This window comes from Reichenbachiella sp. MSK19-1, from assembly GCF_003590315.1.
Lineage (GTDB): Bacteria > Bacteroidota > Bacteroidia > Cytophagales > Cyclobacteriaceae > Reichenbachiella > Reichenbachiella agariperforans.
In genome coordinates this window covers 1072464-1092208 of the sequence record NZ_MIER01000015.1, presented here as the reverse complement: position 1 = coordinate 1092208, position 19745 = coordinate 1072464, and the positions used below count along the sequence as shown (strand labels likewise).

19 protein-coding genes are annotated in these 19745 nt (G+C 45.2%); 12 read left to right on the top strand and 7 right to left on the bottom strand.

Features of this window, described 5'->3' with window-relative positions:
• Positions 1–14 precede the first annotated feature (14 nt).
• From metX to BGP76_RS12395, 3 genes are all read left to right on the top strand, one after another.
• Positions 15–1034, top strand: a complete 1020-nt coding sequence (gene metX, locus BGP76_RS12405) for a homoserine O-acetyltransferase (RefSeq protein ID WP_119844894.1) — start codon at positions 15–17, stop codon at positions 1032–1034.
• Positions 1035–1304: 270 nt separating this feature from the next.
• Positions 1305–2714, top strand: coding sequence for a rhodanese-like domain-containing protein (locus BGP76_RS12400; protein ID WP_119844893.1), 1410 nt, complete (start codon positions 1305–1307; stop codon positions 2712–2714).
• A gap of 22 nt (positions 2715–2736) precedes the next feature.
• Positions 2737–3051, top strand: a complete 315-nt coding sequence (locus BGP76_RS12395) for a rhodanese-like domain-containing protein (RefSeq protein WP_073122399.1) — start codon at positions 2737–2739, stop codon at positions 3049–3051.
• A gap of 36 nt (positions 3052–3087) precedes the next feature.
• On the opposite strand, the gene BGP76_RS12390 is transcribed toward BGP76_RS12395, so the two are convergent.
• The 6 genes from BGP76_RS12390 to BGP76_RS12365 all read right to left on the bottom strand — a co-directional run bounded on the left by BGP76_RS12390 (position 3088) and on the right by BGP76_RS12365 (position 7866).
• A complete protein-coding gene (locus BGP76_RS12390) occupies positions 3088–3303 on the bottom strand; it encodes a hypothetical protein (RefSeq protein ID WP_119844892.1) in 216 nt (71 codons plus the stop codon).
• 90 nt (positions 3304–3393) lie between these two features.
• Positions 3394–3882 carry a hypothetical protein gene (locus tag BGP76_RS12385; RefSeq protein ID WP_119844891.1) on the bottom strand — a complete coding sequence of 163 codons (489 nt, stop codon included), beginning with the start codon at positions 3880–3882 and terminating at the stop codon, positions 3394–3396.
• A 136-nt stretch (positions 3883–4018) separates the two neighbouring features.
• The gene (locus BGP76_RS12380; RefSeq protein ID WP_119844890.1) at positions 4019–4534 is read right to left on the bottom strand and encodes a GIY-YIG nuclease family protein; all 516 of its coding nucleotides are present in this window, start codon (positions 4532–4534) and stop codon (positions 4019–4021) included.
• Between the two features lie 859 nt (positions 4535–5393).
• A complete protein-coding gene (locus BGP76_RS12375) occupies positions 5394–5816 on the bottom strand; it encodes a hypothetical protein (protein ID WP_147407462.1) in 423 nt (140 codons plus the stop codon).
• 696 nt (positions 5817–6512) lie between these two features.
• A complete protein-coding gene (locus BGP76_RS12370; protein WP_158584267.1) occupies positions 6513–7328 on the bottom strand; it encodes an Abi family protein in 816 nt (271 codons plus the stop codon).
• A gap of 58 nt (positions 7329–7386) precedes the next feature.
• On the bottom strand, positions 7387–7866 hold the full coding sequence (locus BGP76_RS12365; protein WP_119844887.1) for a hypothetical protein: 480 nt from the start codon (positions 7864–7866) through the stop codon (positions 7387–7389).
• Between the two features lie 409 nt (positions 7867–8275).
• Between BGP76_RS12365 and murI the strand changes: the two genes are divergently transcribed.
• The 9 genes from murI (at position 8276) to BGP76_RS12320 (ending at position 19098) form a co-directional block, all read left to right on the top strand.
• Positions 8276–9082 carry a glutamate racemase gene (murI, locus tag BGP76_RS12360; protein ID WP_073122387.1) on the top strand — a complete coding sequence of 269 codons (807 nt, stop codon included), beginning with the start codon at positions 8276–8278 and terminating at the stop codon, positions 9080–9082.
• Between the two features lie 103 nt (positions 9083–9185).
• Positions 9186–10205, top strand: a complete 1020-nt coding sequence (nuoH, locus tag BGP76_RS12355) for an NADH-quinone oxidoreductase subunit NuoH (RefSeq protein WP_119844886.1) — start codon at positions 9186–9188, stop codon at positions 10203–10205.
• 3 nt (positions 10206–10208) lie between these two features.
• Positions 10209–11258, top strand: a complete 1050-nt coding sequence (locus tag BGP76_RS12350) for a 4Fe-4S dicluster domain-containing protein (protein ID WP_119844885.1) — start codon at positions 10209–10211, stop codon at positions 11256–11258.
• Entirely contained in the window at positions 11258–11782 is a 525-nt protein-coding gene (locus tag BGP76_RS12345; RefSeq protein ID WP_099599224.1) for an NADH-quinone oxidoreductase subunit J, read from the top strand. Before BGP76_RS12350 ends, BGP76_RS12345 begins: the two co-directional genes overlap by 1 nt.
• A complete protein-coding gene (nuoK, locus tag BGP76_RS12340; protein ID WP_119844884.1) occupies positions 11779–12081 on the top strand; it encodes an NADH-quinone oxidoreductase subunit NuoK in 303 nt (100 codons plus the stop codon). Before BGP76_RS12345 ends, nuoK begins: the two co-directional genes overlap by 4 nt.
• 16 nt (positions 12082–12097) lie before the next feature.
• Positions 12098–14005: an NADH-quinone oxidoreductase subunit L gene (locus BGP76_RS12335; protein WP_158584266.1), complete on the top strand. Its 1908-nt coding sequence runs from the start codon at positions 12098–12100 to the stop codon at positions 14003–14005.
• Between the two features lie 12 nt (positions 14006–14017).
• The gene (locus BGP76_RS12330; protein WP_119844882.1) at positions 14018–15646 is read left to right on the top strand and encodes a NuoM family protein; all 1629 of its coding nucleotides are present in this window, start codon (positions 14018–14020) and stop codon (positions 15644–15646) included.
• Positions 15643–17097: an NADH-quinone oxidoreductase subunit N gene (locus tag BGP76_RS12325; RefSeq protein ID WP_119844881.1), complete on the top strand. Its 1455-nt coding sequence runs from the start codon at positions 15643–15645 to the stop codon at positions 17095–17097. Before BGP76_RS12330 ends, BGP76_RS12325 begins: the two co-directional genes overlap by 4 nt.
• A gap of 108 nt (positions 17098–17205) precedes the next feature.
• Complete coding sequence (locus BGP76_RS12320) at positions 17206–19098, top strand: amidophosphoribosyltransferase (RefSeq protein WP_119844880.1); 1893 nt, start codon at positions 17206–17208, stop codon at positions 19096–19098.
• Between the two features lie 70 nt (positions 19099–19168).
• Here the strand turns inward: BGP76_RS12320 and BGP76_RS12315 are convergent, their stop codons facing one another.
• Complete coding sequence (locus BGP76_RS12315; RefSeq protein WP_119844879.1) at positions 19169–19657, bottom strand: hypothetical protein; 489 nt, start codon at positions 19655–19657, stop codon at positions 19169–19171.
• Between the last annotated feature and the right edge of the window lie 88 nt (positions 19658–19745).

Genomic DNA, 19745 nt, shown 5'->3' with positions numbered 1-19745 from the left:
GGTCGCGTAAATTTATGAGTGACAAGCCACAAATACTGAAGATTGAAAAAACCTTTCCGCTAGAGCGGGGAGGGGAGTTGCCTGCTTTGGAGATTGCCTACCATACGTGGGGTGAACTCAATGAGGCCAAGGACAATGTGGTCTGGGTATTTCATGCGCTTACTGCCAATTCCAATTTGGCAGATTGGTGGGGCGATATCCTCACGGACGAATCAGCCCTCAGTCCTCAGAAGTATTTCATTGTATGTGCCAACATCCTCGGATCACCCTACGGGACCTCTAGTCCGCTGACCATCAACCCAGAGACGGGTGCACCATATTATTCGGATTTTCCGATGTACACGATACGTGACATGATCGCTGCGCACCAGTTGCTGAGGGATCATCTCGGGATCAAAAAAGTAGCCATTGGGCTCGGTGGTTCGATGGGTGGTTTTCAGGCCTACGAATGGGCGGTACAAGAACCAGAGTTCTTCGAAAAACTGATCCTAGTAGTGACTGGGCCGAAGGAGTCGCCATGGAGACTGGCTGTACACAGTGCGCAACGCATTGCCATAGAGGCTGATCCGACTTGGAGAGACCACGACATGCGTGCGGGTGAACATGGAGTCGCTGCGGCGCGTGCCATTGGGATGTTGTCTTATCGCAACCATACGATCTTTAATCAGACTCAAGCTGACGAGATATCCAAGATGGATGGTTTTCGGGCAGACTCTTATATGAGGTACCAGGGCAAGAAGCTGATCGATCGCAAGTTTCAAGGCTATCTCCTTTGGTCGATGACCAAGGGAATGGACTCGCATGATATCGGCCGTGATCGCGGTGGGGTAGAATCGGCACTGCAACTGATCCAAGCGGAGGTGCTCCAGATTTCTATAGACTCTGATATCCTATTCGCCTGCGACGAACAAGAGTGGATCGCCTCACACATCCCTAAGGTCACTTACCGTGAAATCAAATCTCTCTATGGACACGATGGTTTCCTGACCGAATTCGGTAAGATCAACGTCCTGATGAAGGAGTTTTTAGGCTAGTAGTTAGATGCTGGTATTTAGATTTTAGTATCTAGATCAAAAAAAGAAACCTTTTCTGCCCAATTTCTAGTGTCTAGCGACCTAAGGTCTTGATTCGTTAATGTAGAGATTTTATTCTCCACTTAATCTATAGTGCTTTCTGTATATAGTCGTTTAAGTCCCTCTTCTTTGTTAATTTTCTGTACTTGTAACTATTGTTACAATCCCAAGATGATCAGAGCCGTACATTTGTTGTATAGTTTAAATGAAGAACTTTAAAAACATTGACTCATGAAGATAGAACAGATATATACTGGGTGTTTGGCGCAGGGAGCGTACTACATCGAGAGCAAGGGAGAGGCAGCCATCATTGATCCGCTGCGTGAAGTAGACTCGTACATCGCTAAGGCGAAAGAAGACGGTGCTACCATCAAATATATTTTTGAAACACACTTTCATGCAGATTTCGTGTCTGGGCATGTGGATCTTGCTCAGAAGACTGGTGGGCAGATCGTCTATGGTCCGAATGCAGAGACGGCTTTTGAGAGTCACATCGGTACGGATGGTGAGGTTTTTGAGCTTGGAGATGTTAGGATCAAACTCCTGCATACCCCAGGGCACACGATGGAGAGCAGTACCTATTTGCTCTACGATGAGTCGGGTAGGGAGCATGCGATATTCTCGGGGGACACTTTGTTTATCGGGGATGTCGGACGACCAGACTTGGCAGTGAAGACGGATTTGACACGTAATGATTTGGCGAGCCATTTGTTCGATAGTTTGAGAGACAAAATCATGACTTTGCCAGACGAGGTGATAGTCTATCCAGCGCATGGTGCTGGGTCGGCCTGTGGCAAGAACATGTCCAAGGAGACGTGGGATACGCTGGGCAACCAGAAGGAAGTAAACTACGCACTCAGAGCAGACATGACGCGCGAGGAGTTCATCAAAGAGGTGACTTCTGGGATTTTGCCTCCTCCACAGTACTTTGCCAAGAATGCCATGATGAATAAGTCAGGCTATGACAGCATCGATGAGGTAATGGCCAAAGGAAATGTAGCCTTGGATGTAGATGTTTTCGAAGCGATGGCCAACCACGAAGGTGCATTGGTGTTGGATACGCGTAGCAAGACGGATTTTGTGGCGTCACACATTCCTAATGCTATATTCATCGGGATCGATGGGAGTTTTGCGCCATGGGTAGGTGCTTTGATTACGGACTTGAAACAACCGATCGTATTGGTGGCTGATGAGGGGCGTGAAGAGGAAGTCCTCACCAGACTTTCCCGCGTAGGGTATGACAACACGCTCGGATACCTCAAGGGAGGAATGACGGCTTGGAAACAAGCGGGTAAGGATACCGACAGTATCGAATCGGTCACTGCTGAGGAGCTAGGACAGCGGATGGCTAGCGAGTCCATGACTGTGATGGATGTGCGCAAGCCTGGAGAGTACAGTTCTGAACATGTCGATGGGGCTTTGTTTTTCCCATTGGACTTCATCAATGACAATATGGATGGGTTAGACAAAAGTGAAAAATACTACATTCACTGTGCGAGTGGCTATCGGTCTGTCATCGCCAGCTCGATTCTCAAATCACGTGGTTTTCACAATATCGCAGACGTGGCAGGTGGATTTAAAGCCATACAGGAGACAGGAATCAAAAAGTCAGATTATGTTTGCCCTTCGACATTAAAGTAGGATCAATCAAAAGTTATTTACCATGTACGAAAATATTGATGAAGAAGAATTTGCTGAGAAATTGGCCGCTGATGACAATGCTGTCTTGTTGGACGTAAGAACGCAGCAGGAATGGGATTCGGGCTATATCAAAGATGCGATCTTGTTGGACTTTTTCAATCCAGAATTTCCTAAGGAAGTAGAGAAGCTAGACAAAGCCAAAAACTACTACATCTACTGCCGCAGTGGCAACCGCAGTGGGCAGGCCTGTGGCCTCATGGAAGGCATGGGATTCACCGGAGAACTATACAATCTAGAAGGTGGTGTGATGGCATGGACTGGCGATCTCGAAGAGTAATGCCTCAGCGTCTCCTTTGATAGAAAAGGATAAGCGTTAGATAGCACCTAGATTTCTGGGTGCTATTTTTTTTGTCTCACCGTCGGGCTGTACCTGATTACTCCAAGTAGCCGGGGTACTTGGTTTTTCGATCCATTGATTTCTGATTTGATCTCCTGATGAACGCATGGTTATGGCTGGGTATTGAGCCAATGAAGATCGCGAACTAGGATTAAGCAAGTCTGGAGACTTGCCCTGTATAGATGCTTTCAAGTCTCGCTTTGCGCTAAGACTTAAAAGAGCGGGGTTCGTTCTGCCGAAGCTTGCTAAATGCTCAGTTCGCACATGCATCTATACGCCATGTTACAGACCGTATTTTTCGATCTGTTCAGTTAAGAGTTGCCTAAGCAGGTTAGCATCTTCACGTACCCTCCAAATAACAACAAATAGTTGAGCAGTAAATACTATTGGTAGGTAGATCAACCAATCATTCTGATGTTCAAGGTAAAAGTAGATAGATAACGGCCACCAAATAACGATTCCAAAAATCAGAAGGTTTCTAAGGCCTTTCTTCACTTGTACTGTTAAGTTGATGGAGATAGCATCTTCGATTGGTTCGTATTCACCCGTTACGACACTAAACCACATTTCGAAGAAGTTGCCCATTGAATAGTTCTCCTTCTTTTGAAACCAGAATGCTTTGTTCTCGCAGCTTCCCATCAAAAGTTGGTTGGTTGCAGCAAATTGATTTCCTAAGTTGTTAGAGTCAGCCACAGACGTTCGAAACCAATGGATGAATTGACTTTCAGCCGCTTTAACTTTAAAATCTATCTGTTTGCTGAAGATTGGCATATTCGTTCTGGCATGGTCTGTAACGATCAGCTAAGCACAGTCGGCTGAGCCTTTCAGATATCTCAAATGTATCCGATTCAAATGCCCTTTGCAAGTACCTAAGTCTGCCGATTGGGCTTAGCGTCTGTTACCAGCTTTAATTTGCAAGTATCGCTTTAGTTTCAAAGAGTTGCTGTCCACGTTGTTCCATGAGTTCGTTAATGTTGCCAACGAAGAGATCGTTAAGCACTTCCTTGTCACTTGCGTTCATACTTCCGTTCCCATTTTTGTCAAGGTTAGTAACAATATTGAGGTTGCCAATGAGTTCAAAGTTGTCTCTAAAACTCATAAATTCTTTCCTCCAAATTGTTAGGCCGTAACTACCTAGAAAGTTAGGTTTTATCTCAGGATGAACAGACCACATATTCTCAAGTTGGTCACTCGGATATTTGAAGTATTCATCTCGTCTATTCCCGATTCCATAAAATTTGGTGTGGATTATGGATTCAGTTGTTGGTTTGTTCGTGTCACTGTAGTTGGTTGCCGCAAATGTGAAGTTATGAGGGCTTGCTTGTTTGAATACACTTGTGCAAAAAAACAATTTGAAATGATTGTCAGATGCCTTAAAAGTTAAAAAGTCGCCTTGGTTAAGTTGAGTTATCTTTTTCGTCATGAAGGTATTGCTGGTAACATTTGTGTAAAGTGCACAGTGCACTTTATATCTGCTATGTCTTTTATACTGTTCTTTATTTTTCTACGTAGTGACAGCTCTCAATAGGGCGAATAGCTCACAGGGTAGAGATAGCTGCACACTTCGAAGATAGTGATAGTCTAGTGACCAAACAACAATCCTAGGTTGATACCTACTTGCTCCAAAAACCTACAGAAGGGCTATTCGGATTCCGAGTAATGCCTCAGGCGAAGGGTTCAAAGCTTATTTCGCGCTTCCCTTGATTGTGTACTTATTTCTCGAACTTATGCTACAGGAAGCCGACTGCTGATCGACTTGGTGAGGCCAAACTAGTATTTCCTGTCGATATTCCCCAAGGCTACAGGCAGATCCCTTCGAATATCACAAAACGCGATGAGGTGGGTGCTGTATTTTGGATTGGGAGGGGAGTGAGACCTGACCTGTCCAACCTAAGCTTAGTTCGGCTCCCATGTTGCCTTACCTCAGGGTCAAGGTAAGCTTAGTTTCACCCTGTAGTAAGCTTAGGTTGGGACTCTGGTAAGCTTACCTTCAGGCTCAGGTAAGCTAAGCTTTTGTCCAAAGCGCATAAAGCCTGCTCAAAAGCCTTTTTTGAAGGTTTTTGAGTGATGAATAACCCCCTGCTGGTTTCTGATTTGATACCCTGATGGACGCATGGTTATCGCTGGGTATTGAGCCAATGAAGATCGCCAATTAGAACTAGGCAAGTATGGAGACTTGTCCTGTATAGATGCTTTCAAGTCTCGCTTTGTGCTAAGGCTTAAAAGAGCGGGGAATCCTACGATCTGAGAGGCTGACAAGTAAGTAATAATGTCGAATAGCTCTAGAGGAAAGAGTCTCGAAAGGTCAGTTCGAACTCACCCAATACTGGAACAGGGGCTGATAATGTTTCATTGGTAAGCAATAAATCAAAAGCACCACAAACATGCATCTCAAAATCATTGCCATGCGCCCCATAAATATGAAAAAAATTAGAATTAACATCGCCATAGTAAACTAGCCATTCTGAGGATCCATTAATAATAATGGTAAACTTAGATCCCAATCCTCCATTTGGAATGTTTTCACTGATTAAATAGGATCCGGGCTTGATAAGCTTTGATAGCTCATTTTCTTCTGACTGACTCAACAACTGAAATTGGTATGTGGTTATTTTTTCTATATTATCTCCTGATAGTTTATACTCACTCAACCCCGCACCTACTCCTCGTAAACCATATTCCTCATATAGTTTGATTTGATTCATAGTGTCAGATATATAAAGTACACTATCAGGGAATGTTAACTTTACGAATGATATTTTTTCATCCGAGCAACTCTGATTGTCGAATAGCTCTAGCATGTAGTTTGGTACTATGGGCTCTTCCTGATGACAAGCGTTAAAGACTATGATTGAAGTAAGCAATAGGAAATGATTTCTCATAGCTATTTGGGTTGGGGTAATAAAAAATATAATGCTTAAACTAGGTAAACCAAGACCTGCCAACAATGAAACAGTGTTATTTTTTTATCTTATTATTTTTAGTGTTTTACAGCAGCCAAGCCCAGCTTGTAGATCTATAAAAAACAAACTTCCACCAAGCCTTTTCTTCTGCATACAGCCGTCGGGTAAAAACATCTACCCATTCTACGACTGCAAATGTGATGAAATAAATCCCCTACTGATTTCTGATTTGATACCCTGATGGTTATGGCTGGGTATTGAGCCAATGAAGATCGCCAATTAGGACTAAACAAGTCTGAAGACTAGCCCTGTAATATAGGCTTTCAAGTCTTGCTTTGCGCTAAGACTTAAAAGAGCGGGGGTAAAGGCAGGTTTGTTGTAGTCTCTTCTAGTCATAAAAAAAGCCCAAACCATGTTTGAGCTTTATTAGAATTTTATAGTGCAGTCCACAAGTCCTGCCATGTCGTGCACTGATGATACAAATGTATCAACTTAATGTCAGAACGACAAAAATCCCGCTTTTGTTTCAATGATATCTGTGAGTGCGGCATTCGATTTATGAACTTGCAATAAAGAAAGCACCTTCGCACTAAATTCATTTTCTCTATCAGAAGAAATTTTTGAGAGGTAGTATTTTATTAGCTTAAAAACACCATAGAGGTTGTTTTTCTCTTTGCCTGTGAATTTTAAACCATAGATGTCTGTATTGGCTTTTGCCAGTTGTAAGTCGAAAAGTTGTCCGCCGTGTGCGCAAATGTTTCTTACTGCAATAAGGTTTCTGATATGGTTGTCGAAATAGTGCTGATTTCTTAAATCGTAGTGCTTACAAATCTTCTTTTGAAGCTCCTCACTTTTCAAATTCTTATAGATGGTAAGGATAGAGCCAAATGGCATGAATTCTAAGGCTTTCCATGCAGGGGCGTAGATTTGATTGATGTATTTCTTGTGATGATTCTTTAATGCTGTGTTGTTGTTTTTGAATCGCTCATCATAATACTTAGGAAGTTGATTAATGAAACCCTTTTTCATGATACTGGGGTCGGCAAACCACGTAGGTTTGGCCTGGTAGTGATTAGAAGCCTCGTAAATCAGTTTGGTTTTGAAGTTGACCTCAATTCTGTTTAGGAATTTGATAAAAACATGCCTCAAATCCGAATCGAGATAGTAGAGATCCAGTGCATCTGAGAACTTTGCACCTTCTTTGAAGTGGTGATCCTTATTCTGTTCAAGAGGATTCCAGTAGAAACCCATACGGTAATACCCAATATCGAAGAGTACTTCTTTGGCTTTGTCTTCTCCGAGGTTTAAGTGCATGCCTCGGTCTTTAAGTTTTTGAACTTGTTCCGATATTGTTGTTGCTCTCTTTCCCATATTATTTTATCAGTACCGGTTGTTCTATGTAAAACGGTTTACAGCCTTGTGCTCTGATTATGTTTTGGTGATAAGTGTTGTTTTCTAAGTTCTGATACTTCAACACTGCCTGATAGGGCGGGATATCCTTTGTCTGTTGTATTTTCTTCGCCGAATTTCCTTCTAGCGTAATTGGCACCTCTGTTTTCACCTCTCTCTTTACATCTGGTTTTAAGAATTCGCCAAGTGGGTCTTCCAACTCAATAGATTTGGTCATACTTCCTTTATTGATAAAGTATAGCGTCCATTCATTTCCATTGGTCTTCGTTTCTGAGGAGTACTCTTCAAAGCGTGGTTGGATTGACTGTAAATCATTCGATATTTTCTGTTTCTTAGACCCCCTACGATCTTTTAGATAATTAAAAAACTTCCAAATGGGGATTATTAAACCAATTGATAGCCATTTGAATTGTTTTAATATTTCAATTAACTCATTTTTCATTTTAAAGTGCTTTTTACAATCTCAATATTAGGTCGGTTAGGCTTAACCTTTAGTAGGCTTTGTCGATGGATTTCCTAGGTTTGAGTTTATTTACAATCATTAAGAGTTGTTGGTCATTAAAAGATCGATCAATATAGTCACTTAGCTTATTATTCGCACCTGAGCGTGGGGTGATTTTAGCTCTTTTGGTTTTTTTAGGGAGGCGTTGGCAAAAACCAAATGTGCTAAAATGTGCGGTGGTTTTTTTTCGCTGCGCTTATGGCATACAACATTTGTATAAAGTGCACTTTACTCGCACTGCATCAATCCAAAGCTAACTGATTTGCGCTCCTCGTCAAATCCATTTTGCCTTCAAATCTCCAATCTCAAGTCAATACTTTTCAACAATAAAATCCATATTTGCAGCCGTATGGATAGAAATGCACCCATTGGGATATTTGATAGTGGTACGGGCGGACTGACAGTCGCGAGAGCGGTCAAGGATATGCTGCCGGACGAGGACATGATCTACTTCGGAGATTCGGCACACTTGCCCTATGGTGACAAGTCAGCCACGACGATTCAGTCCTACTCCATCAAAATCACCAACGCCCTGCTGGAGCGTGGGTGCAAGGTCATTCTCATCGCCTGCAACTCAGCTTCTGCCGCTGCCTACGAACTGGTCAAGGAATATGTCGGCAGCAGAGCAAAAGTGTACAATGTAATCGATCCTGTGATAGACCTACTGGCCCAAAGATTCGTAGACAAGAAAGTCGGACTGATCGGGACCAAACAGACGGTCAACTCTCAGGTGTTTGATCAGAAGATCAAACAACGACAGATAGAGGTGTCGCTGGTGTCGCTGGCTACTCCGCTACTCGTGCCGATGATCGAGGAGGGATTCATCAACAACTCGATCAGTCATGAGATCATCGCCCAGTATTTGGGAGACGAACGTTTCGAAGGGATCGAGGCATTGATTCTAGGGTGTACGCACTATCCGATTATCAAAGATGCCCTAAAAGATTTCTACAAAAACGAGGTAGAGTTGATCGATTCGGCTAATATTGTGGCTCAGAACCTCAAACAACAGTTAATAACCCAAGACTTAACTAGAGAGAAAAACAAAGGCAATGACCAGTTTCTTGTATCTGATATTACCCCTGCTTTCGAAAAGGCCGCCAGTCTTTTCTTCAATCAAGATATTCATCTTGAGAAGTACCCGCTATGGGAGTAATTGCTGTTGTTGTTGATTGATTGACACCCCCTCGAAAACAAGCCAAATTCTTGCGCTGTTTTCCCTTGTTATTTTTTTAAATTACGATTTTTAAAATCAATCAATGATAGCGTTTCTCATCTATCTTCCTTTTCTACTCGTCTTTGTCATTTTCGCGGTATACGCGGAGAGGAAAGTGTCTGCGTTCATGCAGGACAGGATAGGGCCTATGGAGACGGGCAAGTTCGGGATACTGCAGTCCTTTGCCGATGTACTCAAGATGATGCAAAAGGAGGATATCATCGCACTGGCTGCCGACCGCAAGCTCTTCTTGATGGCTCCCCTCGTGATATTTGTCTCGGTATTTACCGGATATGCCGTGCTGCCCTTGTCTGCGGATATACAGGGGGCTGCTGCAGAGACGGGGATCTACTTTCTCCTGGCGGTGATCTCGCTCGACGTGATCGGGATACTGATGGCTGGCTGGGGCTCGAATAGCAAGTTTTCGCTCTTTGGTGCGATGCGCTCCGTGGCGCAAATCGTATCCTATGAAATCCCGCTTGGGCTAGCCATCCTCTGCGTGATCATGCTGATGCAGACGCTGAGTCTACAAGAAATTTCGCTCCAGCAGGTAGGAGGCCTAGGCTTCATCCACTGGAACATCATCCAATATCCCTTTCTCATCGTGCCATTCGTGATATACTTCATCGCGTCGTTGGCTGAGTCCAACCGGACACCTTTTGATTTGCCCGAGGCAGAGTCAGAGTTGATCGGCGGGTTTCATACGGAATACTCCGGGTTTCGATGGGCGGTGATCATGCTGTCGGAGTACGGGATGATGCTACTCGTGTCGCTCATCGCGGTGATCCTGTTCTTTGGGAGCTGGAATACCCCACTGCCCAATCTAGGACCTGTGCGCTTGGCAGACTGGACTTCAGGGACGGTCGGACAACTGTCCGCCGATTTATGGGGGACGTTTTGGATCCTGTCCAAGGCGATGTTGATGATTTTTGTGCAAATGTGGGTGCGGTGGACTTATCCAAGAATTCGTGTCGATCAGATGATGTCACTGAGTTGGAAATACCTCACGCCGATAGGTTTGTTTATGGTTTTTGTGTCGGGATTTTGGAAACTTTGGATGTAAGCTGTGAAGACCTATTTTAAAAATATCATCAAAACAACTGGCGGGCTGCTCTATGGCTTGAAGATTACCTTTAGGCACTTCTTGAAGGCGCGCACTTCGCGCAAGCCGATAGGCGTGGCGGACAAGGATTACTTCGAGCACAAGGAGGGCATCTTTACTCTCAAGTACCCCCAAGAGGAGTTTCCCGTACCGGACAATGGCCGCTACCAGCTGCACAATGAGATCGACGACTGTATCGTCTGTGACAAGTGTGCCAAGGTCTGCCCGGTCAACTGTATCGATATCGAACCCGTACGAGCGACCGAGGAGATCGGCAAGACCTCCGACGGGACATCCAAAAAAATCTATCCAGCGAAGTTTGACATAGACATGTCCAAATGTTGCTTCTGTGGTCTCTGTACGACGGTATGTCCTACCGAGTGTCTGACGATGACCAAGGAGTACGACTTCAGTGTGTTTGATTTGAAGGCGCACAATTTTGAGTTCTCGGACATGACGGCTGATGCGGTGGAAGAGAAGAAGAAGGAGTTGGAAATATTCAATGCGGAGAAAGAAAAGGCCAAGGCAGCCGCCGCAGCAGCGAAAGCCAGTACGGCGAAACCTGCAGCCGCCAAGCCGTCTTTCAAGCCGCGTGTGAAGCCTGCCGCTACGGAGGGAGAAGCTACGCCAGAGAAGAAACCCGCTGCGAGACCCGCTTTCAAACCGAAGGTGAAGAAGGTAGATTCGGAGAGTCAAGAACCGAATGTAGATACTGAGAACCAAGAGCCAAAGGCCAAGAGTGCAAAGCCAGTGTTCAGGCCGAAGATCAAAAAGTCAGGAGACGATGGTCAGGAGTCGAGAGAGACAAAAGCGGATGAGGCAGCGGGGAAACCGAAAGCTGCAAAGCCGGTGTTCCGTCCGAAGATTAAGAAGGTAGATTCGGAGAGTCAAGAGCCGAATGTAGATACCGAAAGCAAAGAGCCAAAAGCGAAAAGCCCTAAGCCAGTCTTTCGGCCTAAAATAAAGAAAAAGAAAACAGATGACGGGGAGTCGTCTACCCAGAGCGAAGAATAGTGGAAGAGATCAATTTCAACATATTGGCATTTTATGGCTTTGCGGGGCTAGCGGTGATATCGGCGCTGATGATTTTGATGTCCAAAAACATCATCCATTCGGTGTTTATGTTGGTGCTGGTATTCTTGTCAGTAGCGGCGATATATATCATCACCAATGCGGAGTTTGTCGGTGTGACGCAGATTATGGTTTACATCGGAGGGATATTGATCCTGATGATGTTTGGCGTGATGCTCACCAATCGCATCGATGGAGGCAAGATGCTCACCGAACATAGGCGCATCATACCTGCGGTACTTTTGGGCTTAGGTTTGGCATTTGTATTCTACAGTACGCTACAAACGAAGTTTCCTTTGGCGGAGTTTGGTCCGCAATCCGAGCTGGACAAATCGGTGACCGAGACGATCGGGATCAATTTCATGACGCATCAGTTGGTCGCGCTAGAGTTGACCGCTGTTTTGCTACTGATGGCACTGATCGGAGCGGCCTTCCTTGCAGGATCTAAATTCGAAGACAAGAAATGATACCGATAGAACACTATATCGTCTTGAGTGCAGCGCTGTTGATCATCGGTCTGATGATCATCATCATCAAGCGAAACGCCATCATGGTGTTGGTAGGGGTGGAGCTGATCCTCAATGCCGCCAATATCAATTTGGTCGCTTTCGCGAAAAGCGACCCACTGCTCACTGGGCAGATGATGTCGCTCTTTGTGATCGTGATTGCGGTAGCAGAGTCTGCCGTAGCACTGGCGATCATCTATCAGGTGTACAGACACCAACAAGTATCCAACATAGACGAACTAGACGAATTGAATGGTTGATTTGAATTCCATATTGATGCTCACTATTCTCTTGCTGCCCTTGGTCGGAGGTTTGTTGGCCTACATGGCGGGCAACCGAGGAGGAGGCGTGACGATCGCGACGGTCTTTGCTGCGGTGCTCGGGATAGCCGTTTGGTCGTTTTTGACCATCCCTGCAGGAACCAACCTGCAGGCAGACTGGATTCGCTTGGGTCAATATAGTTTTGCCGTGGGGCTGTGGTATGATCAGTTGACAGGGATCATGGTGATGGTCGTGGCACTGATAGCACTACTGGTGGCGGTGTTCTCGATGGAGTACATGAAGCATGACGAGAGTCGTGCACGATATTTTGGCTTGCTGGGGCTGTTTGCTTTCTCGATGTACGGGATCGTCCTGTCTTCCAATTTGCTGTTGACCTTTGTGTTTTGGGAATTGGTAGGATTCTCTTCGTATCTATTGATTGGATTTTGGTTTGATCAGGTCAAGCCACCGCTTTCATCCTTCAAGGCCTTCGTGATGAACAAGGTAGGGGATGCAGGATTCCTCTTGGGTATATTTGTACTGTACGCCTATTTCAAGACGTTGAATATCGCGGAGCTATTGGTACTGGCGGAGGCTGGGCTGGATATCCCTGATGCGATGTTATTCATGGCGGGCTTGGGGTTGTTTTTGGCAGCCGTGGGCAAGTCTGCACAGTTTCCGTTGCAGACCTGGTTGCCCGATGCGATGACAGGGCCTACACCCGTCTCTGCGTTGATCCATGCCGCGACGATGGTAGCCGCTGGGGTGTATCTATTGGTGCGTGTATTCCCATTGCTGTCGCCAGACGTACTGCAGTTGATCGGAGTGATTGGCGGGGTTACAGCCTTTACAGGTGCTTTTGCCGCATTCGCGCAAAACGATATCAAAAAGATTTTGGCCTACTCCACGGTATCCCAGTTGGGATACATGGTGATGGCGATAGGTGCTGGGTTTCCAGTAGCGGCATTTTTCCACCTTGTGACCCATGCTTTCTTCAAGGCGGGCTTGTTCCTCTGTGCAGGGAGTATTATCCACTATTTTCACGAGACCAATCATAATCATGCTTTTGACGGTCAGGACATCCGCAACATGGGTGGTTTGCGCACGGTGCTCCCAGTGACTTTCGTGGCATTCACGATTTGTACGCTTTCCTTGGCGGGCATACCGCTGTTCTCGGGTTTCTTGTCCAAGGAGCTAGTTCTTGGAGGTGTTTTATCTTCGGGGCTGCCGATGATTGTTTCGATATTTGCATTGGTGTCCGTGTTTATGACAGCTGCTTATATGGCTCGACTGTATTTCAAAGTGTTCTTTGGGGAGAAGGTAGAGAGTACTTTCATGGAACATATCAGAGTGAAGTTGCCACTGATCGTATTGACTGCTTTGTCGTTTTGGATTGCTTTTACACTCAACCCCTTTGGATCGCATACGGGGGTGACGGATGCTTTAGCGCAAATCATTGCCAATCCCGAACCAGGACATTATGCTTGGCTGCCGATGCTGTCTGTCGTACTGGCGGTCTCTGGAATTTTGGTGGCTTACCTCTATGTAGAGAAAGGAATGTTGGTCAAACCGGTCAGCGCATCTAAGAAGATATGGGGCGGGTTGTCTGCCAATAATTTTTACCTCGATCACTTTCATCGAAAGATCGTGGCTGGAGGTGCCATGAAGGGCGCCTCGTTCTTGTTTTTCTTTGACAAGAAGATATTGGATCGTTTGATTGATCTATTGGCGAAAGCCGAAGTAGTCTTTGCACATTTTGTGGGATTGATTGACAAGCACGTCGTGGATGGGCTGGTCAAGTTGCTGGCTTGGACGGCACGTTTTGCGGGTGGTCGCACCCGAAAACTACAGAGTGGTAATGTGCAGATGTATTTTGTGTGGGCTTTGTTTGGCCTATTGATCATTATTTATTTTTTGACTTAATTATCTAGGTATATGCTCCTTGATCACCTATTGTCATGGTTAATATTCGTTCCTTTGATCGCTGGAGGAATCATGCTTTTCGTCCCCAGTGACAAAGAGCAGGCATTCAAAGTCATCGCTTTGGTGGCTATGCTTGTCGAGTTCGTGCTGACGATGGTACTGATGTGCTCGTTTGATCGTTCGCTTGCGGGCTATGGCGCATCGAGCCTGCAGTTTGCCCAAAAGCTTGAATGGATCAATTTGAATATCGGATCGTTTGGGAGTATCCTTATACAATATTATGTAGCAGTAGATGGCGTGAGTATCCTGATGGTGCTGTTGACAGCCATCGTGATGCTGGTCGGTGTGATCTCCTCTTGGAACATCAAGAAGAGTGTCAAGGGTTATTTTGTGCTGTACATGGTTTTGACGACCAGTGTGTTTGGCTGTTTTGTGTCCATAGACATGTTCTTGTTCTATCTCTTTTTCGAGTTTATGCTGCTGCCGATGTATTTCTTGATAGGCATCTGGGGTGGCAAACGTAGAGAATATGCATCGATGAAATTCTTCATTTACACCTTGGTGGGATCGTTGTTCATTCTCATGGTGATGATCGGGCTCAACCTGTCAGTGGTCGAGGCACCAGGTAGTTCGGTACATACCTTTGATATCATGAAGATGATGGACCCGTCCAATTATCTTGGCGAGGCTATGTTGGGGTTCAGTACACAGTGGATGGGAGTCAGTGTCAGAGTATGGGCTTTCTTGTTTCTGATGATTGGCTTTGCCATCAAATTGCCAGCTGTACCCGTACATACGTGGTTGCCTGATGCACACGTGGAAGCGCCGACACCTATATCGGTAGTGCTCGCAGGGGTCTTGTTGAAGATCGGGGGCTATGGTTTTTACCGCATTGCTTATTCGATCTTCCCAGAGTCAGCGGTGGCGTATGGGTGGTACATTGCACTTGCAGGTGTGATTGCCATCATCTATGCTGCATTGGTGGCGATGGCACAGTCTGATCTTAAGAAATTGATCGCATACTCTTCTGTTTCGCACATGGGCTTTGTGCTGTTGGGCTTGGCTTCTTTGACGATCGAAGGAGCGTCTGGAGCGATGTTTCAGATGTTTAGTCACGGGGTGATCTCCGCGTTGCTCTTCATTTTGGTAGGTGTACTTTACGATCGTACCGGCAACCGTGAGATAGCCAACTTCAGTGGATTGGCGACCAAGATGCCGTATTATTCTGCTGCCGTATTGGTTGGGTTCTTTGCTGCGCTGGGCTTGCCTGGATTCTCTGGATTCATTGCGGAGTTTTTGGTGTTGATTGGTGCGTTCGACGGAGCGGTCAATGGTAGCATACTCAGTACATGGATGCCGATAGTGGGACTGGTAGGATTGGTGCTGGGTGCTGCGTACTTTTTGTGGACGCTACAGCGGATGTTCTTTGGCAAGTTTTGGGTCAAAGACGAGTCGTGGCAATTGCCCGATCTTAACCGCAGAGAGTGGCTGATGATTTTGCCACTTGTGGTGTTGGCGGTGCTCTTCGGTATTTTTCCCAACATCCTACTCGATTATTCTAACGAAACGATCATTGGCTTTGTGGATTATATCCAATCGCAGAGTGAAGCCAATACCATACTAATCCAAGCAGGGAATTGAAGCAGTCAGAATTCATAGCGTACATCACCACACTGATTGGGGAGTTTGGGTATTTGTTGCCAGAGATGACCCTGATAGCAGGGAGCTTGTTTCTAGTGGTACTTGACCTGCTGTACAAAGGGACAGCTGCAGCGACGGTTAGGACGCTCGCGACGTTGGTTGTTTTAGCAGCCACTTCGTTGGCGATTGATGCGGCACCTATCGAAGGGGCGTACCTCAATGGTGTCTTGGCGCAGACGGCCGTTACACCTACTTTAAAATATTTCTTTGTCCTGATGACAGCTGCCGTTTTGCTGTACCCCAACAGTCGAGTACAGCGTAGGACGGGCGAATATCAGTACTTGATCCTGATGGTGTTGTTGGGTACATTCTTTTTGATTCAAGCACAGAATTTACTCTTGTTTTATGTGGCGTTGGAGCTCGTATCGATTACTTCTTATGTATTGATTGCCTTCTCTTTTCAGAGAAAAGGGTTCGAAGCAGGAATCAAGTACCTGCTATTTGGCGCCATGTCCTCTGGTTTGATGCTCTATGGTCTGTCGTTGATATATGGACTGTCTGGGAGTTTGGATCTCGCGGTGATCCCGCAAATGGTGGCTCAGAGCAGTGACCCTGCCTGGCTCAATCTCGCGCTGATGCTGTTCTTCGTTGGGATCTTTTTCAAGCTGGCCTTGGTGCCGTTTCATATTTGGTCTCCAGATGCCTATGAGGCTGGGCCTACGGCTGCCATTGCTTTGATCTCTGTCTTGCCCAAAGTCGCCATTTTGGTGTTTTTCTATCAGTTTACTCAGCTGTTGGATACAACTGATGTGGAGCTATTCAATTGGCAATATGCACTTAGCATCTTGGCGATAGGGTCGATGTTCGTGGGCAATCTCTCTGCACTGCGGCAAAACAATGCCAAGCGTATGATGGCTTATTCTTCGATTGCGCATGCGGGGACATTGCTGATCGGTGTGATCGTAGGGACAGCGTTTGGGTACGAAGCGATGCTGTTTTATGCAGTCGTCTATGGCGTCATGAATGTAGGGGTGTTCTATTTCATCGATTGGATGGAAAAAAATGAATTGGAAAATATCTCAGATCTTGCGGGTCTGGGGCGGCAGTTCCCAGCTGCCGGTGTGTGTATGACCGTCCTGCTGGTGTCGCTTGTAGGATTGCCACCTACAGGTGGTTTTTCGGCCAAGCTGTTGGTCTTTTCTTCGCTGTGGGATGTGTACCTGCAGTCTGCGGATAGCTACCTGCTGTGGCTCTTTGCACTAGGAATTCTCAATTCCGCTATCTCTTTGTTCTATTACCTCAAAATACCATACTACCTATTTCTCAAAACAACGAACTCTACGCAGCGCTATCGTGTTGGTGCAGTGAGTGTAGTCTTTTTGGCATGTACTGCTTTGTTGGTTTTGGCAACCTTCTTTATGGCAGACCTTTTGTTAGAAATGCTATTCTAGCATAAGCTATTTGGAGGAGGTTTAATCTATAGACTCCCTCTATTTAGGTGTTCAATAAGTTGAATTATCACATGGAATCCATGTAACTTTGTATTTTGAAACTGAGCAATGAGTGACCCTATCAAGCATGAATGTGGTATAGCCCACATTCGACTAAGAAAACCTCTCCAATTTTACATTGACAAATATGGTACGCCTCTTTATGGAGCCAACAAGCTGTTGTTGCTCATGAAGAAGATGCAGAACCGTGGACAAGATGGAGCGGGTATCGCCAATATCAAATTGGGACTAGAGCCTGGATACCGATACATCAGCCGCTACCGGTCGATCGATCCCAATCCCCTCAATAAGATTTTTGAGAAGGTAGGAAAGAAATTTGGCAAAGCCCGCAAAGAAGGAACGGATGAGCAGTTTCACTCTGAGGAGTGGCTCAAGAAGAATTATGGATTTACGGGTGAAGTATGGTTGGGACACTTGCGCTATGGCACACATGGTAAGAATGGCCTAGAGAGTTGCCACCCGTTTTTGCGTCAAAACAACTGGCGCAGTAGGAATTTGGTCGTAGCGGGTAACTTCAACATGACCAATGTGGACGAACTGTTTGATATCTTGGTTCAGTTGGGGCAAAACCCTAAAGAAAAGACTGATACCGTCACCGTGATGGAAAAGGTGGGACATTTTCTAGACGAAGAAAATCAGTTGTTGTTTGATGGGAACAAAGACGAGTATAATAATCTTGAGATTACTCAAAAGATAGAAGAAGAATTGAAAGTGATCAATATCCTCAAGAAGTCTTTCAAGGATTTTGATGGAGGGTATGCGATGTGCGGAATGATGGGACATGGAGCCTCGTTCGTGGCACGTGATCCTGCGGGGATTCGTCCTGCCTACTACTACGCTGATGACGAAGTGATCATGGTAGCTTCTGAGAAGCCTGCGATCAAGACGGCTATCAATTGTAATTATGATCAGATCAAAGAGGTCAAACCAGGTCATGCCCTGATTATCGATAAGGATGGAGACTGGACAGAGGAGCAGTTTGTAGACAATATTCTACCTAAGAAGTCCTGTACCTTCGAGCGAATTTACTTTTCTCGTAGTTCGGATCCAGATATCTACCGTGAGCGTAAGAAACTCGGGGAGTTACTTGTACCAAAGGTGCTCAAAGCAGTCAATTTTGATCTGAAGAATACGATATTTTCATATATACCTAACTCGGCAGAGACTTCTTATCTCGGTCTGATGAACGGGATTGATGAGTATTTGATCCAAAAGCGTAAGGAGATCATCATAGATGGCAAGCCGAGCACAGATGATTTGGATGCATTGTTATCCTTTCGCCCTAGAGTCGAGAAGCTGGTGATCAAGGACGCGAAGCTGCGTACGTTTATCACAGGTGATGCCGAACGTGACGAGTTGGTAGCCAATGTGTATGACACAACCTACGAAGTAGTAAACAAGGGTAAAGATAACCTTGTGATCATCGATGATTCTATCGTGCGTGGTACTACACTAGAGAAGAGCATTTTGACCCTACTCGACAAGCTAGATCCAAAGAAGGTAGTGATCGTCTCCTCTGCCCCGCAGATACGATATCCGGATTGCTATGGGATAGATATGAGTAAGATGAAGGATTTTATTGCTTTTAGAGCTGTACTTGCGCTTCTTAAAGATCACGGTAAACTGAACTTACTCGATGAAGTGATGGCGAAGTGTGTGGAGAAAGGTAGTGATAAAGATGCCCCGAACTATGTCAAGGAGATTTATGCACCCTTCACGCAAGAGGAGATCTCAGCGAAAATCACGGAAATCGTGAGACCCAAAGGAATGAAAGCTGATCTAGAAATACTGTTCCAAACGGTGGATAATCTACATGTAGCTTGTCCTAACCATGAAGGAGACTGGTATTTTACTGGAGACTTCCCAACACCTGGAGGAAATAGAGTAGTGAACAAGGCGTTCGTGAATTTCATGAAAGGTACGACGGGTAGAGCGTACTAGATAGAAAACATAAGACACAAAAAAAGCACTGAAGATATTCCTCAGTGCTTTTTTTGTGTCTTATGTAAGCTTAGTTAGCTGATTTTTCTAAATCAAATGTCCAAGTACCATTTACAGAGTTAGTTCTAGCTGCTCCTGTAGTTACTTCGAAACTCAATTCTAAATCTGCACCAGTTGAGCTTTGTGTTGCGTCCATGTCAATTGAACCATCTCGTGTGATTTCAAGGCTACCGTCTGCTGCTACAGAAAATGCTAATTCACCACTTGCTGGCCATACTGCTTCGTAACCAGCAGGAACACCTGTTGCTGCATAATCAGCACCACTTGCAGTTGCGCCTGATATAGTTAGGACAAAAGAATCCCAGTCTCCTGCGTCACCAGGTTGTGTAACACTAGTAGCGGTGTAGTCACCGTTAATCAATTCAGCTACTTCACCAAGGTTGATTCCACCATCACCGTCTCCATTACCATCACCATCGCTATCATCTCCGCCGCAGCTTGATAATACTGCTAGTGATAAAAACAATGCTGCCGTTAAATAATTTAAATACTTCTTCATGTTGTTGTTGTTGAGTAAAAATTAAAAATTTGATCTGTATCAAAAATATATTTTTTTGATCACTCTACCTAATTTTAGTAGGAGGTAA

What these genes read in the sequence shown, in the direction of transcription:
- BGP76_RS12380 (WP_119844890.1), bottom strand. Translation starts at nt 4,534, where the DNA reads ATGACGAAAAAGATAACTCAACTTAACCAAGGCGACTTTTTAACTTTT.
- BGP76_RS12330 (WP_119844882.1), top strand. Translation starts at nt 14,018, where the DNA reads ATGCTCCTTGATCACCTATTGTCATGGTTAATATTCGTTCCTTTGATC.
- BGP76_RS12375 (WP_147407462.1), bottom strand. Translation starts at nt 5,816, where the DNA reads ATGAATCAAATCAAACTATATGAGGAATATGGTTTACGAGGAGTAGGT.
- BGP76_RS12365 (WP_119844887.1), bottom strand. Translation starts at nt 7,866, where the DNA reads ATGAAAAATGAGTTAATTGAAATATTAAAACAATTCAAATGGCTATCA.
- metX (WP_119844894.1), top strand. Translation starts at nt 15, where the DNA reads ATGAGTGACAAGCCACAAATACTGAAGATTGAAAAAACCTTTCCGCTA.
- nuoK (WP_119844884.1), top strand. Translation starts at nt 11,779, where the DNA reads ATGATACCGATAGAACACTATATCGTCTTGAGTGCAGCGCTGTTGATC.
- BGP76_RS12385 (WP_119844891.1), bottom strand. Translation starts at nt 3,882, where the DNA reads ATGCCAATCTTCAGCAAACAGATAGATTTTAAAGTTAAAGCGGCTGAA.
- BGP76_RS12400 (WP_119844893.1), top strand. Translation starts at nt 1,305, where the DNA reads ATGAAGATAGAACAGATATATACTGGGTGTTTGGCGCAGGGAGCGTAC.
- BGP76_RS12315 (WP_119844879.1), bottom strand. Translation starts at nt 19,657, where the DNA reads ATGAAGAAGTATTTAAATTATTTAACGGCAGCATTGTTTTTATCACTA.
- BGP76_RS12320 (WP_119844880.1), top strand. Translation starts at nt 17,206, where the DNA reads ATGAGTGACCCTATCAAGCATGAATGTGGTATAGCCCACATTCGACTA.
- BGP76_RS12335 (WP_158584266.1), top strand. Translation starts at nt 12,098, where the DNA reads ATGCTCACTATTCTCTTGCTGCCCTTGGTCGGAGGTTTGTTGGCCTAC.
- nuoH (WP_119844886.1), top strand. Translation starts at nt 9,186, where the DNA reads ATGATAGCGTTTCTCATCTATCTTCCTTTTCTACTCGTCTTTGTCATT.
- BGP76_RS12395 (WP_073122399.1), top strand. Translation starts at nt 2,737, where the DNA reads ATGTACGAAAATATTGATGAAGAAGAATTTGCTGAGAAATTGGCCGCT.
- BGP76_RS12370 (WP_158584267.1), bottom strand. Translation starts at nt 7,328, where the DNA reads ATGCACTTAAACCTCGGAGAAGACAAAGCCAAAGAAGTACTCTTCGAT.
- murI (WP_073122387.1), top strand. Translation starts at nt 8,276, where the DNA reads ATGGATAGAAATGCACCCATTGGGATATTTGATAGTGGTACGGGCGGA.